The sequence below is a fragment of the uncultured Devosia sp. genome, from assembly GCF_913055165.1.
Taxonomy (GTDB): domain Bacteria; phylum Pseudomonadota; class Alphaproteobacteria; order Rhizobiales; family Devosiaceae; genus Devosia.
The window spans coordinates 38,483-53,940 of sequence record NZ_CAJXJS010000007.1 but is presented as its reverse complement, the minus strand read 5'-3'; the positions used below and the strand labels follow the sequence as shown (position 1 = coordinate 53,940).

Below are 15,458 nucleotides of genomic sequence, written 5' to 3'. Positions count from 1 at the left end.
GGAGCCAATAATGAGCGATTTGGATCTGGCGTTGCGGACGCCGGGCAGCGTCGTGCTGCTTGAACCCCGTCGCGCGGCGGCCCTTGCCGAGCGCGCGCTGACCTCGGTGCGGCCCAGTCACGGTGTCTTGTCACGGGCGCTTGGCGCGATTGGCCTCTCCCCACACGCAGAGCAACGTGAGGAGCGGCCCAACACCCTGGCTATGCCATCCGTGCCATGGGCCGAGGGTATCGAGTTTGCCGATGGCTATTGCATCATCAACGGCGTGGCGGTGATCGAGATCGAGGGGGTTCTGACACCAAACGGGTATTACGACTGGTGGTCGGAACGCTGGGTGGCGGGCTACCTCCAGATTGGCGCCACTGCCCGCGCGGCCCGTGCCGATGATCGGGTCAGGGCGCTCTTTGCCCGGGTCAATTCTCCGGGTGGCATGACCAGTGGTTGCTTCGACCTGGTGTCCGAGCTGGCCGCAGGCAATGCGACTAATGGTGGAAAGCCCTTCTGGGTGCATGCCTCCCTGGTCTGTTCGGCGGCCTATGCGCTTGCCTGCGCTGCCGACCGCATCCTGGCGCCTGCCGATGGCGATGTCGGTTCGATCGGCGTCTACATCATGCATGTCGACGTCAGCGAGTGGCTGGCCGAGGTCGGCATCAAGATTGAGGCGATCCAGTCGCATCCGAACAAGACCGATGGTGCCGACTGGAAACCGCTTTCCGAAGAGGCGCGGGAACACTTGCAATCGGTGGTTGGCGAGATTGCGCGGCGCTTCTCCCTGATCGTGCAGGAGGGGCGTGGATTGAGCGCAGAGCAGGTCGCAGACCTGCGTGGCCGCTGGTTCCTGGCCGAGCATGCCGATGATGCCATGTCCGGGCTCGCCCTGGGCCTGATCGATGAAATTGCCACTGAACGGCAGGCCTTCGACCTGCTGGTTGCTTCCCTTCCCGACCTGGATGAGTCCGGTGTGCCGACCGGGACGGGGTCCATAGCGGCGGACTCCGCCGCGCACACCAAAGCCAAGGAGAGCGAGATGTCGCTTGAAGACGAAGTCAAGAAGCTGCGCGCTGCCGCTGCGCGGGGTGACAAGAAGGCCATTGCCCGGCTGAACCAGATGGGTATTGCCCTGAAGCCGAAGGCGGCGGCCGATGATGACCCGGATGCGGAACAGGATCCTGATGATCCCAATGCTGAGGACAATCCGGATGACCCGGATGCGGAAGACAATCCGGACGATCCCGAGGCCGAGGCGGATGATGATCCGGACGCGGAGGATGAAGACAAGGAGCCCGAAGCCAAGGCCACTGGCGCACGGGCTGGTTCCTACCTCGTTGGTTCCAAACATGCACGGGGCCGCGAAAAGCTCGCCGGGCAACTGGCGGCCAAGGTCGGCGCCGGGAAGATGAGTTATGGCGATGCCCGGGGCCTGCTCAAGAGCGCAGCGCGCTCCTCGGCTCTTGGTGCTGCTATGTCGGGCCGGGACCACAATCCCGGCAATGACGCCCCCAACGGCAGGGTTGCCGGTCTGTCCTCGGCCGTCGATCGCTTCAACGCCAAGCGCGCCGGCAAGTAGGCGCTAAACCCGCCGGGGCGGTGTCCCGGCTTTCCCAGCAACTGCAGTGATGGAGGGCCAAATGCCGCCCCGCAGCTTTTCAATAAATTCCCCCAAGCTCCAGACGAGCTTTCTCAAGTTCGAACTCAACCCTGATTTCAATCGCGAACAGGGTGTCCTGATGGCCGGTGATGGCGCCAGCCGCGCCGTGGTCATCGGCCAGCCGCTTGGCTTGGGTGATGGCGATGATCCGGAGGCTTCGGCCGTCGCCGGCAATGTTGGCGATGGCACAATCACTCTCGCCGATCCGGCCCTGGGTGCAGGTGTCGTTCCCGGCATCTATCGCCTGGTCTGTGCAACCGAAGCGGCCAATGGCGGCACTTTCCATGTGTTCGATCCGGCCGGTGCCAATATTGGCACGGCCACTGTCGGCGTGGCCTTTGACGGGGTGATCAAATTCACCATCGCCGATGGCGCGGAAGACTTCGATATCGGTGACGCCTTCGAAGTTCTGGTGCATCCGGGCACCAAACTCAAGGAATGGGACCCGGAGGCCGTTGATGGCAGCCAGGTCTTTGACAGCTTCGCCATCATGCCGGCGACCGCTCCCGATGGAACGGACGTCTCCATCCTGACCCTGGCACGGGGTCCGGCCATCGTTGCCAGCGACGGGCTTGCCCTTCCTGACGACATCACTGCTGACCAGCGGGCCGCGCTCTACGCCGCTACCGAGGCCAAGGGCATCATCATCCGGCTGAGCTGATCGGGCTCACGCTGACCGTCAATCCCGGGCCGCGACAGCGGCCCTTTTCTTTTGAAAGGACCGAGGCATGGACCCGGAAGATTTCAACTTTCCCTATACCCATGTTGACCTGACCGAGCAGGTCAACCGTATCCCCAATTCCTATGGCCTGATCCGGGCCATGGGCCTGTTCGACAATGAGGGGACCATCTCGACCATCGTCGAAATCCGCATCGAGAATGGCGTGTTGCGCGTGCTGCCGGCCAAGGATCGCGGTGCCCCCGGTACGCCGGCGCAGCGTGAGGCGGGTAACACGATCTTTGTCGAAGTGCCGCACTTCCCGGACCTGGACCTGATCTCGCCGCAGGATATCCAGAACCTGATGATCATTGTCGGCCGCTCCAAGCGTCCCGCGACGCTCGACGACGAGATGGTCAAGCGCCTGGCCAATATCCGCAACAATCATGACATCACCCTTGAATATATGCGGATGGGGGCGCTCAAGGGCCTGATCAAGGATGGGAACGGGCAGACGATCTACAACCTCTATGAGGTCTTCAATCAGACGCCGCAGGAAGTCGATTTCCTGCTCGGAACCGATGGTACGGACGTGATCGCCAAGTGCGATCAGGTGTTCCAGAAGGTGTCGGAGAACCTGCGCGGCGAAACCATGTCTGGCGTCGAGGTGCTGGTCGACAACACCTTCTTCAATCGCCTGATCCAGCATCCCAAGGTGGAAAAATACTGGACCACCAACCAGGCCGGGATTCAGGCGATCGCGCAGATGGAGCGACAGAACCTTGGTGGGCAGTGGGGGCGCGTGTTCGACTTCCAGAACCTGCGGTTCCGCGAATATTACGGTTCGGCGCCGGTGCGCAATGTCAACAATGAAGTGGTCAATGAGCGCTTCATTGCGACCAATGAGGGCCACGCCTTCCCGACCGGTACCCGCGACACTTTCAAGACCTGGTTCGCGCCTGCCAATGACGTGCGCTTCGTCAATACGGTGGGCCAGGACATCTACATCTCGCCCGACATCCTCAAGCACGGCGCCGGGATCGAGCTCAAGTCCGAGAGCAATCCGCTCGCCATCTGCAAGCGCCCCGAAGTCCTGATCAAGGTCAAATCCTCGAACTGATCCGGGCTGTCGCAGCCTCCAGGCCCGCCCCTTGGCGGACCTGGATACGGCCACAGCACCAAAGGAGATTGCCATGACCGACACCAGTCAGCCGGCCAAGAAGCCGGCCCGATCCACCAGCAGCAAGTCCAGGGCAAAGGTCAAATCTGCGGCGCAGGTTGGGGGGCAAGAAACCGTGGTCCTGCGCCAAGATGTCGAAGGGTTGGGGGTGGCCGGCCAGCACGTTCCCATGCCACCCGCTAAGGCGCTGGAACTGCGCCAATCCGGCCAGGCGCGGCGCCTGCGCTATTCCGACCTGCAGAGCCGGGCCTAGATCATGCGTCGCGACCTCGTGCAGAAGATGCTGGGTGCCATTCAGGACCGGCTGTTCGAGGACGTTGACGTCGTTATTGATGGGGCTGCCCCGGTGACGCGGCTCAAGGCAATTTCCGGCATCGTCGTGTCGCGGGAGCGGTTTGACGAGTTCGGCGTGGCCATGCGTGCCGGCACGCATGTGACCCGCGGTTTGCTTTCGGCGCTGCCTGGCCTTGCCAAAGGTCATGTCTTGGTGACCGAGGAAGGTCAGTTCAGTGTGCTGGATTTCGAACCTGTCGACGATGGCCGGTTCGAAATCCTGATCAGTCTCACGAAGCTGTCATGAGACTGGTCGCGGCCCTTGAGGGGCGCCTCACGGATATTCTCGACGCGGAGGCAGAAGAGGGCGCGCGGGCCGTCACGCAGTCCGTGCGCAATGTTACCGGCTGGGGGCAAAACCGGCTGCGCCAACAAGTCATGGGTAGCCTGGGATCGGTTCGCCTGGCCAATGCCTGGCGCATGCAGGTCGATCCGCGGGCGCCGGTGAACTCCTATGGGGCGGCGGGCCGCATCTGGTCGAATGCGCCGCATATTGTGGATGCATTCTCGCGGGTCCAGGCCATCCGCAGCCCGAACGGCTTCTACCTTGCCATTCCATCGCCGGATGCGCCCAAATCCTTCATGGGCAAGCGCGTGTCGCCATCCAACTGGCCTGACGCGCGCTTCGGACCGCTGCGCTATGTCTATCGCAAAACCGGCGCGTCGCTGCTGGTGGTGGATGCGGTGCGGCGCAACAAGGCCGGCAAGGTGTCGCGGCGCATCAAGGACGGCGGGATTACCAAAACCGGGCGCTACGCCAAGGGCTGGTCCAGCGTGGTGATGTTTTACCTCGTGCCCATGGTTCGGATGCCCAAACACCTCGATCCGCAATCCGTCTACGACGCCATGGATTCCCGCCTGGTGGACGAAATCGTGCGCAACTGGAGGTAGTTCGATGGCCAGCAAGCGCGAAACCAATATCGCCGGTCTCTATGCTGCCCTGGCGGCAGTTCCGGGATATGCGCTCAAGCGCAATCTGCCGCTCGACGATCTCGATGAGGGATTTCAGACCCTGCAGGACGGTCCGGCGAGCGAATTGACCGACGAATTCTTCAATGGTCCGGTCTTTGAGTTCACGGCCAGGCCGGTGCTGGTGATCGTTGTGCGCCATGCCGACGAGGCGCAGCGGGACAGCCTGCTGGATGCGGCAATCGAAGCCTTTCGGGCTGCGGCGGAAGCAGCTTTGCCCTTCGGTGCCAATGTGACGGCCATACGGGTGCTGCCGCCCGAGACGGCGCCACGGGAAATCTGGGGTGCCCTGCCGCTCAAGGGTGCCGAGATGACTATTGAAATCGATTATTGGGCCGAAACCTCGGCCGGCTGACCTGATCAGGAGAGAGACATGGCCAAGCAACGCGCGGTTGGCGCGGATGTCGTCAACCTCATTGGCTTTGAAGCCACCTATGGCACCCCGCCAGACGGATCGGGCGGTGGCGTCTATTACCGCGTCCCCATGCGCCAATATGGATTGTCGCCGGAGCAGCCACCGGAAGATGACCCTACCTGGAACCTGGGTTCGCCCGATGCTGGCGATCCGGTGCAGGGGCCGGTGATCGTCAATGACGCGATGACGGTGCCGATGTGCGCGCGCAATCTGGGCGTGGTGCTGAAGACTGTGTTCGGAGCGCCCGACAGCGCAGAGACGGGCGTTGACAGCGGCGTTTTCGAGCATGAATTTGTGTCGGGGCAGGAATTGCTGAGCTTTGCCAGCCAGACCGGGCATCCGTTGCTCTCGACGCCCAAATGGAACACCGTTTATGGGACGAAGGCGGGCGGGCTTAATTTCGATCTGGCCCGTACCGGCCGCGCCCTGGCTGAGGTGCCGCTGATCGGGCAGGGCGAAACCAGCGATGTCGGTGGTGCGCGTGACGCAACGCCAATCCAGCTGGCCTATCTGCCCTTCGATAATGCCAAGGCCGCGATCACGGTGGGGGGCAGTGCCATCGGCAATGTCAGTGCGGGCCGGGCACAGTACACCAACAGCCTGGAGAGCGCGGAGAATATCCGGGCTGACGGGTTGATCGATGGCGTGGATGAAGGCGAGCGCATGTGCACCGGCACGCTGGATGTGCGCTACAGCACGTCTACCGCGCTCGAGACTTTGGCCAACGCCAAAACCCCTGCCGCTGTGGTGATCACCTATGGCCTGGCCTCACACCCTGATTTCAGCCTGGTCATCACCATGCCGCGGGTGTTTTTCTTCAAGCCGAAGCTGCCGATCAATGGCCCAGGCGGGATCAGCCAGAGCTGGCAGTGGCGCGCGGCCCGTGACCCTGACCTGGGCTACCTCATGTCTGTTGTGCTGACCAATGACGTGGACAGCTACTGATGGATATTGGTGAAACTGACCGCAAAACGCCCCGTTGGCTGGATCTGGCCGACGGGGTTTCCGTGTTTGCTCTGCCGGTGACCACGCCCATCAGCTATGCGGCCCGGTCTCGGGCGGACCATATGGTGGTGCAGGCGATCGAGGGTGGCGAAGCCGTGAGCCGCGCCGGTGGACATGTGACTGGCCTGCCTGATCTTAGCGATGAGGTCGAGCGCAATGGCGTCTGGACCTATTTCTATCTAATCGGCATAGCCGAACTGACGGTCAGCGACTGGAAGGGCGTGCAGGAGCGTGGCGCCGACATTCCTTTCGATTCGGCCAAGCTGGCGGCCGTGATCGCCGACCCTGTGGTCAGTAACGCCTTTAGTCAGAAACAGCTCCAGCGCCACAACCGGATCGCCCGCGAGGGAAACTGATTGCGCTCCTTGCCGCCTGGCATTGGGGGCGCGGCAAGGGGCGCAAATATTGTGAAGGCTGCAAGGTAACGGGCGCTGCATGCGCGACCACGCAGCCGGGAGACTGCCCCTATCATGCCCATGCCCCGAAGTCGGATGAGGGGCGCATGGCCTGGGGGTTGTTCATGGATGACGCGCACCGCTTGCGGCTTTCCCCCGGGGGCGCAGTGCTTGGTGTCGACATGGATCGCGCCCTGCGCCGGCTGATGCTGGCCGGGGTTGATGGCGACGAGGCGGAAACACTGTTGGCCGGCTGCGAGCGTGGTCTCGTCAAGGCACTGAGCGAAAAGGATGACGATGGTGAACCGGAATAAGGAAGTGGGTGTCCGCGTCTCGCTAAAGGGCGGTGCGGATACGCTCCGGCGCTTTCATGAACTGGGTCTGGAAGGGCACCGCGCCCTGGCCCAGATCGAAGCCCAGGGCCGGGAAGCCAATGCCGTGCTCAAGCAGATCAATGCGAGCGCGCAGGTGAGCCGGGAGGTCTTTGGTGGATTGCAGCGGCTGCGCGGCGGTGTGGCCGGACTGGTCACTGGCCTTGTGGCCAATGCCACCGTGCAGCAGGTGCGTGACGTGGCGCGCGGCGTGGCGGAAGTCGGTGATGCCGCCAAGCGGGCAGGCCTCGACATCAGGGCTTTCCAGGAGCTGAAGTATGTTGCCGAGCAGAACCGCATCGGCGTTGACCAGCTGGTGGACGGCATAAAGGAACTGAACCTGCGGGCTGATGAATTCATCACCACAGGGGGCGGCTCAGCTGCCGAGGCGTTTGAGAGGCTGGGCTACAATGCCGAGCGGCTGCGCGAAAAGCTCAAGGATCCTTCGGCGCTGTTCAGCGAAATCATCGGCAAGCTGCAATCGCTCGACCGTGCGGCGCAAATCCGCGTCATGGACGAGATATTCGGTGGTTCGGCCGGCGAGCTGTTTGTGCAGCTGATCGAGCAGGGTGAGCAGGGTATCCGCGATACGATCACAGCAGCGACCGAGCTGGGTGCGGTGCTGGACGAAGACCTGGTCAAGAAGGCCGATGATCTGGACCGGAAGTTTTCCGAGATTGCCACCACGGTGGACCAGGGGCTGAAGCGGGTGATTGTTGAGGCGGCGCACCTTCTGGGCGTTTTTCTGGACCAGTTCAACTCGATCGAAAACCGCACTCAGATCAATCCTCTGCAGAACCAATTGGCCCATCTCTACAATCGACGGGCGGGTGTTAGGGACTCCATCGCCACGCTGGAAGACGACATCGCAAAAATGGGCGAATTCAATCCGCTCAAGATGCTGAGACAAGGAGAGCTGGCGGAGCTTCGGCAGGAGTTTGAGGACCTAACGACGGAAGCGGATCGCCTGTTGTCCCGTATAACGGAGCTCCAGGGTCGTGGCTCCACTCCGCCGGTTGTGCCAAAGATTGACCTGCCTGGGAGCCTGCCAAGCTGGGAGGACTTCAGCTCCACATTCAAGTCACCAACGTCTGGCGCCGGATCCAGTCGCAGTAGCACCACCACCGATGCCGATCGGCAAAGGGAGAAAATTCGCGGCGTGGTGCAGGCTTTGCAGGATGAGCTTGCCGCGCTGAACATGACCGCCGTCGAGCGGGAGGTAATGAACCAGCTGCGCCGCGCCGGTGTGGAGGCGGCGTCCAGAGAAGGGCAGACAATCCGTGGCCTGGTCGAGCAGCTGGACAAGGAGCGGGATTCGATCGAGCTGGTCGAGAGTGCGATGGAAAGCCTTGGCGGAACGGCCAAGGACGTGCTGGGCAGCATCGTTTCGGGTTTTCGTGAAGGCAAGGAAGCTGGCGAGGTGCTGGCCGATGTCACTGACCGGCTTATCAACAAGTTGCTGACAGGTGGCATCGATATGGGGGTCAATGCCCTGACGGGCTGGCTGTCGAGCGCGTTCCGACCGGCAACGGCAGGGTTTGTCCCCGGCCTCACCGGCCCGTCACTCTTTGGCCAGGCGCATTCCGGTTGGCTGGTCGGCCGGGGCAGTGCGCCACAATCGCGGCATCTGGCGACCCTGCCGCGCATGCATAATGGCGGCCTCAGCCGGGAAGAGGCGTTGATCGTCGCCCGCCGGGACGAAGGCGTGTTCACGCCACGCCAGATGGACAATGCCGACAGCCTTGTGCAGGCCCTGGTGCGCAATGCACAGCAGGCGCGGCAGCAGGCTGGCCCCCTGCATGTCGAGATTGTTAACCCGGCAGGCGACAAGCGGGTGGAAAGCGCGGAAATGCGGCAGGGCAGAGATGGCATTCCAATTGCCCGGGTCGTTCTGGCGGAGGTCAAGAACGGTTATGCCCGAGGCGAAATGGACGGGTTGATGCGCGAGCTTTATGGCATCAACAGAAAGGGTCGATAGTGAGTGTGACCGATTATCCCAGCAAACCGGGGGACCGCTGGAGCTTTGCCAACACAACCAGCGGCGCCCTGCAGGTCACCGTCACAGCGGGCGACGGCACTATCGTTGCTGCCAAGCTTCATCCTGGTGCCGAGATTGAGCTGGTCACTGGTGAAGCGGGGGCAATCGGGGTGAAAATCGAAAATGTGGATACTCCGGCGCGGCCCGCATTGGTGAGATCGGATGCCTGAAGCCTGGCCGGCCGACGTGCCACACACCCCTATTGCTGGCAGCTTTCAGGGCACGCCGTTTCGCGCGGCGGATGCAACTGAGTTCGAGGATGGACCTGCGCGGGCGCGGCGGCGATCCACCCTGCGGATCGCGACGCTGCGCTTTGCCATCCGCATGTCAAACGCCCAGTTCGATGCCTTTCACCTCTGGGTCAACGAGGTGCTGATCGATGGCACCTTGCCCTTTTACATGCCGGTGTGGCGTGGGGGCGGATTTGTCACCAAGCTCTGCCGCTTCACGCGCGGCGAACCCTTTTCCGACGATCCGGGCCAGGGGTTGCGGCACCGGGTATCGGTTTCGCTCGATGTCGAGGATTATTGATGACGGATTGGTCTCAGGCTCTTGAAGAAGCCTATGCATCGGCGCCGGCAGATGAATTCGTGGTGTCCACATTGGAACTCATTCACCCCGCATTCGTGGATGAGAGCGACAATGCGGACAGTGTGCGCATCGTCCTGGACGAGCGCGACTGGGACCTGACACTTGAAGCGGATGCGCCACTCTTTGGTGGAGAGACCAAGACCTTTCAGGCCCTGGCCATGGACGTAACCTTGCCCGAGCAGGTTGACGGGCAGATGGGCAGCATCAAGCTGGCGCTCGACAATGTGCCGCGCACGGTGTGGCCGAAGCTGCAAGCGGCTGCAAAGGTGCGCGCATCGGCCAGGCTGGTCTATCGGGAGTGGGTGGCGGTGCGCGATGCCGAGAGTGGCGCCTATGTCGCCAGCACTGCGCCGGACCTGATTATCGGCGACCTGACCATGCGGGTGGTTTCCGCCTCGGTCCTGCGGATCGAGGGGACGGCAACCTTTGTCGACCTGCTCAACAAGGGGTTTCCCCGGCGCACGTTCAGCCGGGAGGATTTCCCTGGCTTGTTCGGAGCGGATTGATGGATCGGGTGGCGATCATCAATGGCCTGATCGGCCGGCCATATGATCTGGGTGGGCGGGCGCCGGGCAGTATTAACTGCTATGGCTGCGCACGGATCCTGCAGCGCGAGATTTTCGGGCGTGACATGCCGGACTTTGCCATGCCGGGAACGGCCGGGCGGCAGGGGATCGCGGCGGCCATCGCCGTGCACCCAGAGCGCGGCCGCTGGCAGGAAATCGGTGCGCCTGAGGATGGCGCATTGGTGACCATGGCGCGCAATGATTGCGGCTATCATATTGGCACCTGGCTGGCTGAGGATGGCGGCATCATCGTGCATGCCCTGGAGGTGGTGGGCGTCGTTGCCGACACAACCAGCTCGCTTCAGGCGGTCGGCTGGCGCCGCTTTCGCTTTCATAGACCCCTCTAATCCGAGAGCATTTGATGATCTTTCCTGACCCTGCCCCGTCAAAGGGCGGGATGGTTCAACTCGTCACCGGTCCTTTCGGGGCGCCAGAGCGCAGCATTGCGCTCGACCGTCCCATGGCGATTGCCGAGGTGATTTCGGCCTATGCCCTGCGCTTCCGCCTGCCCACGATCGCCGTCATGCAGGGTGAGCCGGTCTTGCGCGGGCTATGGGCGGTGCGGATGGTGCGACCCGGCGAGGTGCTGAGCTTTGTGGCCGTTCCTCGGGGCGGCGGCGAGGCAGGTGGTACCGGCAAACAGATCGCCGGCATGATTGCGGCCCTGGCGCTGTCGGTGGCGGCGCCAATGATCGGGGGATTGCTCTTCGGCGCAGGTACGCTTGGCGCCAGTCTGGCCTCTGCGGCCATTCTGGTGGGTGGCGGTCTGTTGCTCAACGCCATTTTCCCGCCCCCTCAGGCGGCGCCGGCGGCGACGGCCGAAAGGGTCTATTCGGTCAGCGCGGCCAATAACCAAGCGACGCCGCTCGAACCGCTGCTCAACCTTTACGGGCGCTTGCGCTTTGCGCCGCGTCACGCCAGCCGGCCCTATGCCGAATATCGGGGCAATGATCAGTATCTCTATCAGTTGTTCCTGGTGACGACCGGCAAGGCCGATATCCCCAAAATTGAGATCGGCGATACCGAGGCCTGGAACAGTATAGACGGCTATTCGAGCAGCTTTTCGGATCTGGAATTTGAGATTGTCCAGCCGGGGCAGGACGTGACCCTGTTCCCGGCCAATGTTGTGACTTCGTCGGAAGTCAGTGGGCAACCGGTGCCTGATCCGCCTTCGGTGCTTGGGCCATTCGTGGTCAACGCCGCTGGCACGACAGTGGATCGTCTGGCGGTGGACTTCGCCTTTCCGGGCGGTCTCTACACAGCCAATAACAAGGGTGTGGCTGCAAACTCGATCGCGCTGCGGGCGCAATATCAGGCGATCGACGCCAGCGGTGATCCGATTGGTGGCTGGAGCGATCTCTTTGCCGAGACGGTTTCGGCGGCCACCCGCACGCCTCAGCGCATGAGCCGAGAGGCCAACGTGGCTCCCGGGCGCTATCAGGTACAGTTCCTGGCTGATGAAGCCTTTGACGCTGACGATGGCGCATCTGTCAATGCGGTGGTCTGGGCTGGGTTGCGGGGGTATCTCACCGATTTTGTGACCCCGCCCAATGCCACTTTGCTGGCCATGAAGATCCGGGCCAGCGAGCAATTGAGCCAGACGGCCGCCAATCAGGTAAGGGTCACGGCCGAGCGCTATCTGCCGGTCTGGACCGGGGCGGCATGGGAGGAGCAAAAGACGCGGTCCATCGCCTGGGCGGCAGCGGATTTGCTGATGAACTCCGACTATTCGCTGGGCCTTTCGAGCAACACGTTCAGCCTGGACGAGTTGCTGGCGCTTGACGCCACCTGGGCGGCGCGGGGTGATACGTTCAACGCCCTGTTTGACCGAAGCTGGACTGTGCAGGATGCCCTGCGCGCCATTCTTCGGGCCGGGCGGGCTCAGGCCGTTCGCCAGGGCGGCCGGATCGGCTTTGTCCGGCTAGAACCCAAAACCGTCAAGCGCGCGGTGTTTTCGCCCCGCAATGTCGTGCGGGGGAGCTTCCGCCACCAGCTGGTGCTGTTCGATGAAGAAAAGCCTGACCACGTCATCGGCTCCTATGTCGACGAGACAACCTGGCAGACACAGGAAGTAGTGGGATCACTGGCTTCGATCGGTGCCGATGCACCGCAGAAAGTGGAGTGGTTCGGCATCACTGATCACGACCAGGCCTGGCGGGAGACGGTCACCGAGGCGGCCGTCAATGCCTATCAACGAGAATTTGTGAGCTTCACGGCCGAATGGGAAGGCAAGCTGCTGACGCGCGGTGACCCTATCCTGGTCCAGCATCCGTTTCTGGAAGGCGTGGAGCCGGCCGCCTTGGCGGCGCGGAACGGGGATGAACTGATCCTTGATCGAGAACCGGCGAACGCTATCACTGGCGATGCCTATGTGGTCCTGCGCGGGCGCGATGGCCGGGAGTGGGGGCCGTGCCTGGTGGCCAGCATGACCGGCGACGTCATCTCGCTTGATGCGGCGGACCGGGCCGTGGTCGAGGCGGGCATGGGCGATCTGGATGACGTCTTGCCTGGTGATCGCGATGAGCGCGCGCATGTGCTGATTTGCGACGGCGAGATGCGGCCTTTCAATGGGCTGGTGGTTTCGGCTTCGCCCAGCAGCAATGGGCGAGTTGAGGTGACGGCGGTGGTCGATGCGCCAGAGGTGTATCTGGCCGATGCCACCGAAACCATGCCTTCGCCCTGGACACCGCCGGTTCTGCCACCGCAGAACCCGGCGCGGCCTTTATTGCTCGGACTTTATGCGCAGCTCAAGGCTGGCATCGCCCAGCTCGAACTTGATGCGGTATGGCAGCCAACGCCTGGGGCGATCGGCGGGTATGTTGCAGAAGTCAGCTACGACGATGATGCTATACCGGATGCGCAGAAGTCCTGGACTCCCATCTACCAGGGCATGGCCAACCGGTTCACCGTGCCGGTATTGCCACAGGCGCTGACGCTTCGGGTCGCGCCGGTCGGCGTCCTGCAAGGGGCGTGGACGAAACGTGTGTTCACCTTGGGCGAAGTGCCGACGATCCTTATCCCAGGAGAGTATCTCGATATTGACGACCTCATCGAAGATGCTGTGGGTGATCTTACTGGTAGCTTGGAATGGGTCGGACGGGGCGTTCGGGATGCCATTAATAATTTTGAGCGCTTAGGCTCGCTCCTCGCTGAGCAGGACCTGGCCAACTTCAATGACCGCCAGGTGCTGCAAAGGACACTTGGCAAGAAAGTCGGCGACCTTGAAGCCAGCTTCACCGAGATCATCGAAGTGGCGCTGGGGCCGGGCGGGGCAATCGCGCAATCGCTGGAAGCCCTCTATGCGGCGATGGGCGGCAGCACGTCTGAGGTCAATGTTCGCTGGGAGGCTGTAGCGGCCCCATCTGGTTATTCCGCTCGATATGGTCTGACAGCGGCTGTCAATGACGTGAGTTACCGTTCATCGTCGTTCCTTGTCGATGTTCCTCCCAACCCGGAAGATCCAACCCGAGTTGTCTTGGCAGCCGATCAAACGGTGGTGTCGAACGCGGATGGCACTGAAACCTATGCTCTGTTCGATGAGAATGGCTTGATGACGCGGGACATCACGGCTGCACTGATCAAGAGCGCTGACGAAGCCAGTTACTGGAACCTGACCACTGGCGCATTCCGGATATCGACCTGATGGCAATCGTGTTCATGACGGACCCGACCACGGGAAGGTGCGCGCTCTATGACGAGAATGGCTCTACCGGGGATTTCAACGATCCCAACTCGGCGCGAAACGCCCCTCTCAACAGCCCAGCGTCACATCTCGACAAGGTCTATTTCCACTCGGACTTCGACTATATGGAGGTTAGTCACGGCCCCACTGCGGTGACTGTCAACCACGCGGCCCTGTCGATTGGTGCGGCACCGCCAGGGCAGATTTTCCCGTTTGGCTATACCACGGCCGCCGCCGATCATCTGCTGCTGACCCACTCTCTCGGCTATCCGCCTCTGGCCTTGGTGATCTATGACGGGAATGTCTGCTGGCCCGGAATGCCGGTGCAGGCGGACGCTGGTGGTGGTGCCCGGTTTGTGACGGCCTATGTCACCAATACCGAACTGCGGCTCTATGAATTCGCTTCGGTCGGCAGTGGCGGCCTGCCGGCTGTCAGCCGGGAATATACCGTTCTGGTCTTCAGGGCTCCGCCAGCACCGTCGGGCGATGTCCTGCTCGATTTCGATCCTGCCACCGGGGTGGTGCAGATGGGGCTGGGGAAGTTCGACAGCTCCCGACGCTACCTGCAGGTGGTGCCTGGCGGCTCGCCCTTCGGCCTATCGCTCGGGCGAACCATTGACCTCAACAACGGGGCTCCACGCGCCGTCCGGCCTGATGGCACAAGCTATGATCCTGTGCCGAGCGGCCTGCAGCTCGGACTGGGTCGCGGCGCCATGGGGATCGCTGACTATGGTTATGTCTATGGGGCATCCATGGCTTATGGCGGCTCCTTCACGGGCTCGGGCAGTGTTCAGGTGCAGGCGCCATGAGTGACGGGTTCTCGATTGTTGATGGCCAGATCGTCATCGAAAAAGACGGGCGCATCGTCTCGACCACCGATGGCACCTTGGTTAACTTACTGCCTGAAGCCTACGATTTCGAAAGCACCATCAACGTGGTGTTTCCCGATTTCACCAAGGACTATGCCTACAACTGGCAGTGGGCCAATGACTACAATGTCGGTCTGGTCGCCCAGGATAATGCCTGCGCCACGGCCATCAGCGTTCCGGCACAGGAATGGTCGTCGGAAACCGATCTGGCCGACGCCCCGACTGGCGCCGATATTTTTGTCGGGCGGGTCCGGATCAATCGAACCGTTGCACCGTCCCACACCTGGGGCAGCAATGCGATCGAACTGGTTCAGCCCAGCAATGTCTGGATTCCATTCTCCGGCTCTCTGCTTATGGAGGCAGAAGTCGGTATGGCAAGGGCGTTTTCCCTCTATTTGAGCGGGGGAAAGCTGAAACTGCACCGGCAGCAATCGGTCAGTGTTCCGCCTGGTGGCTGGGGCAGCTATGGCGGGGCAGGCTTCAACTGGACAGCGCCGGCAGACAGCAATGGCGGCGAGTGGGTCTATGGCACCTCACCAGGCATCCCTGTTGTCGAGATCGAAACCAAGAACAGCCCCGGCACCATTGAAGACGCGGACATGTTTGCGCCGCTCTACAAAACCACACATCGGCGCGGCGGCTCCGATGCATGCTCGACAAGCCTGAGCACCAATTTTTCGTCCACCTACCAGGTTGAAGTCGTCGGCAAGTTCGGCCGTCGCTCCTGATCTCAGAGGC

Annotated in this window: 18 protein-coding genes; all 18 read left to right on the top strand. The window is 62.2% G+C overall.

Translation table 11 applies throughout. The features are described from left to right. Positions 1-10: 10 nt before the first annotated feature. The 18 genes from QZ564_RS04300 (at position 11) to QZ564_RS04215 (ending at position 15,448) form a co-directional block, all read left to right on the top strand. Complete coding sequence (locus QZ564_RS04300) at positions 11-1,567, top strand: S49 family peptidase (protein ID WP_297105169.1); 1,557 nt, start codon at positions 11-13, stop codon at positions 1,565-1,567. Between the two features lie 61 nt (positions 1,568-1,628). After that, the gene (locus QZ564_RS04295) at positions 1,629-2,309 is read left to right on the top strand and encodes a head decoration protein (protein WP_297105166.1); all 681 of its coding nucleotides are present in this window, start codon (positions 1,629-1,631) and stop codon (positions 2,307-2,309) included. Between the two features lie 67 nt (positions 2,310-2,376). Beyond that, on the top strand, positions 2,377-3,426 hold the full coding sequence (locus tag QZ564_RS04290; protein ID WP_297105162.1) for a major capsid protein: 1,050 nt from the start codon (positions 2,377-2,379) through the stop codon (positions 3,424-3,426). 73 nt (positions 3,427-3,499) lie between these two features. Next, entirely contained in the window at positions 3,500-3,739 is a 240-nt protein-coding gene (locus tag QZ564_RS04285; protein WP_297105159.1) for a hypothetical protein, read from the top strand. Between the two features lie 3 nt (positions 3,740-3,742). After that, on the top strand, positions 3,743-4,066 hold the full coding sequence (locus QZ564_RS04280) for a hypothetical protein (protein WP_297105157.1): 324 nt from the start codon (positions 3,743-3,745) through the stop codon (positions 4,064-4,066). Continuing rightward, complete coding sequence (locus QZ564_RS04275; protein ID WP_297105154.1) at positions 4,063-4,710, top strand: DUF6441 family protein; 648 nt, start codon at positions 4,063-4,065, stop codon at positions 4,708-4,710. The genes QZ564_RS04280 and QZ564_RS04275 overlap by 4 nt, the downstream gene beginning before the upstream one ends. A gap of 4 nt (positions 4,711-4,714) precedes the next feature. Next, positions 4,715-5,143, top strand: a complete 429-nt coding sequence (locus tag QZ564_RS04270; protein WP_297105151.1) for a hypothetical protein — start codon at positions 4,715-4,717, stop codon at positions 5,141-5,143. A gap of 18 nt (positions 5,144-5,161) precedes the next feature. Next, positions 5,162-6,148, top strand: a complete 987-nt coding sequence (locus QZ564_RS04265; protein WP_297105148.1) for a phage tail tube protein — start codon at positions 5,162-5,164, stop codon at positions 6,146-6,148. Then, positions 6,148-6,564, top strand: a complete 417-nt coding sequence (locus QZ564_RS04260; RefSeq protein ID WP_297105143.1) for a hypothetical protein — start codon at positions 6,148-6,150, stop codon at positions 6,562-6,564. Before QZ564_RS04265 ends, QZ564_RS04260 begins: the two co-directional genes overlap by 1 nt. Before the next feature lie 146 nt (positions 6,565-6,710). After that, entirely contained in the window at positions 6,711-6,917 is a 207-nt protein-coding gene (locus tag QZ564_RS04255; RefSeq protein WP_297105140.1) for a hypothetical protein, read from the top strand. Continuing rightward, the gene (locus QZ564_RS04250; protein WP_297105137.1) at positions 6,904-8,952 is read left to right on the top strand and encodes a phage tail tape measure protein; all 2,049 of its coding nucleotides are present in this window, start codon (positions 6,904-6,906) and stop codon (positions 8,950-8,952) included. The genes QZ564_RS04255 and QZ564_RS04250 overlap by 14 nt, the downstream gene beginning before the upstream one ends. 5 nt (positions 8,953-8,957) lie before the next feature. Further along, complete coding sequence (locus QZ564_RS04245; protein WP_297105134.1) at positions 8,958-9,182, top strand: hypothetical protein; 225 nt, start codon at positions 8,958-8,960, stop codon at positions 9,180-9,182. Next, a complete protein-coding gene (locus tag QZ564_RS04240) occupies positions 9,175-9,543 on the top strand; it encodes a hypothetical protein (RefSeq protein WP_297105131.1) in 369 nt (122 codons plus the stop codon). Before QZ564_RS04245 ends, QZ564_RS04240 begins: the two co-directional genes overlap by 8 nt. Then, on the top strand, positions 9,543-10,109 hold the full coding sequence (locus QZ564_RS04235; protein WP_297105129.1) for a DUF1833 family protein: 567 nt from the start codon (positions 9,543-9,545) through the stop codon (positions 10,107-10,109). The genes QZ564_RS04240 and QZ564_RS04235 overlap by 1 nt, the downstream gene beginning before the upstream one ends. Beyond that, positions 10,109-10,516 (top strand): glycoside hydrolase, encoded by a 408-nt coding sequence (locus QZ564_RS04230; RefSeq protein WP_297105127.1) that lies wholly within the window; start codon positions 10,109-10,111, stop codon positions 10,514-10,516. Before QZ564_RS04235 ends, QZ564_RS04230 begins: the two co-directional genes overlap by 1 nt. Before the next feature lie 14 nt (positions 10,517-10,530). Further along, on the top strand, positions 10,531-13,812 hold the full coding sequence (locus QZ564_RS04225; protein ID WP_297105125.1) for a host specificity factor TipJ family phage tail protein: 3,282 nt from the start codon (positions 10,531-10,533) through the stop codon (positions 13,810-13,812). After that, positions 13,812-14,660 carry a hypothetical protein gene (locus QZ564_RS04220; RefSeq protein WP_297105122.1) on the top strand — a complete coding sequence of 283 codons (849 nt, stop codon included), beginning with the start codon at positions 13,812-13,814 and terminating at the stop codon, positions 14,658-14,660. Before QZ564_RS04225 ends, QZ564_RS04220 begins: the two co-directional genes overlap by 1 nt. Then, positions 14,657-15,448, top strand: a complete 792-nt coding sequence (locus QZ564_RS04215; RefSeq protein WP_297105120.1) for a hypothetical protein — start codon at positions 14,657-14,659, stop codon at positions 15,446-15,448. The genes QZ564_RS04220 and QZ564_RS04215 overlap by 4 nt, the downstream gene beginning before the upstream one ends. Positions 15,449-15,458 lie beyond the last annotated feature (10 nt).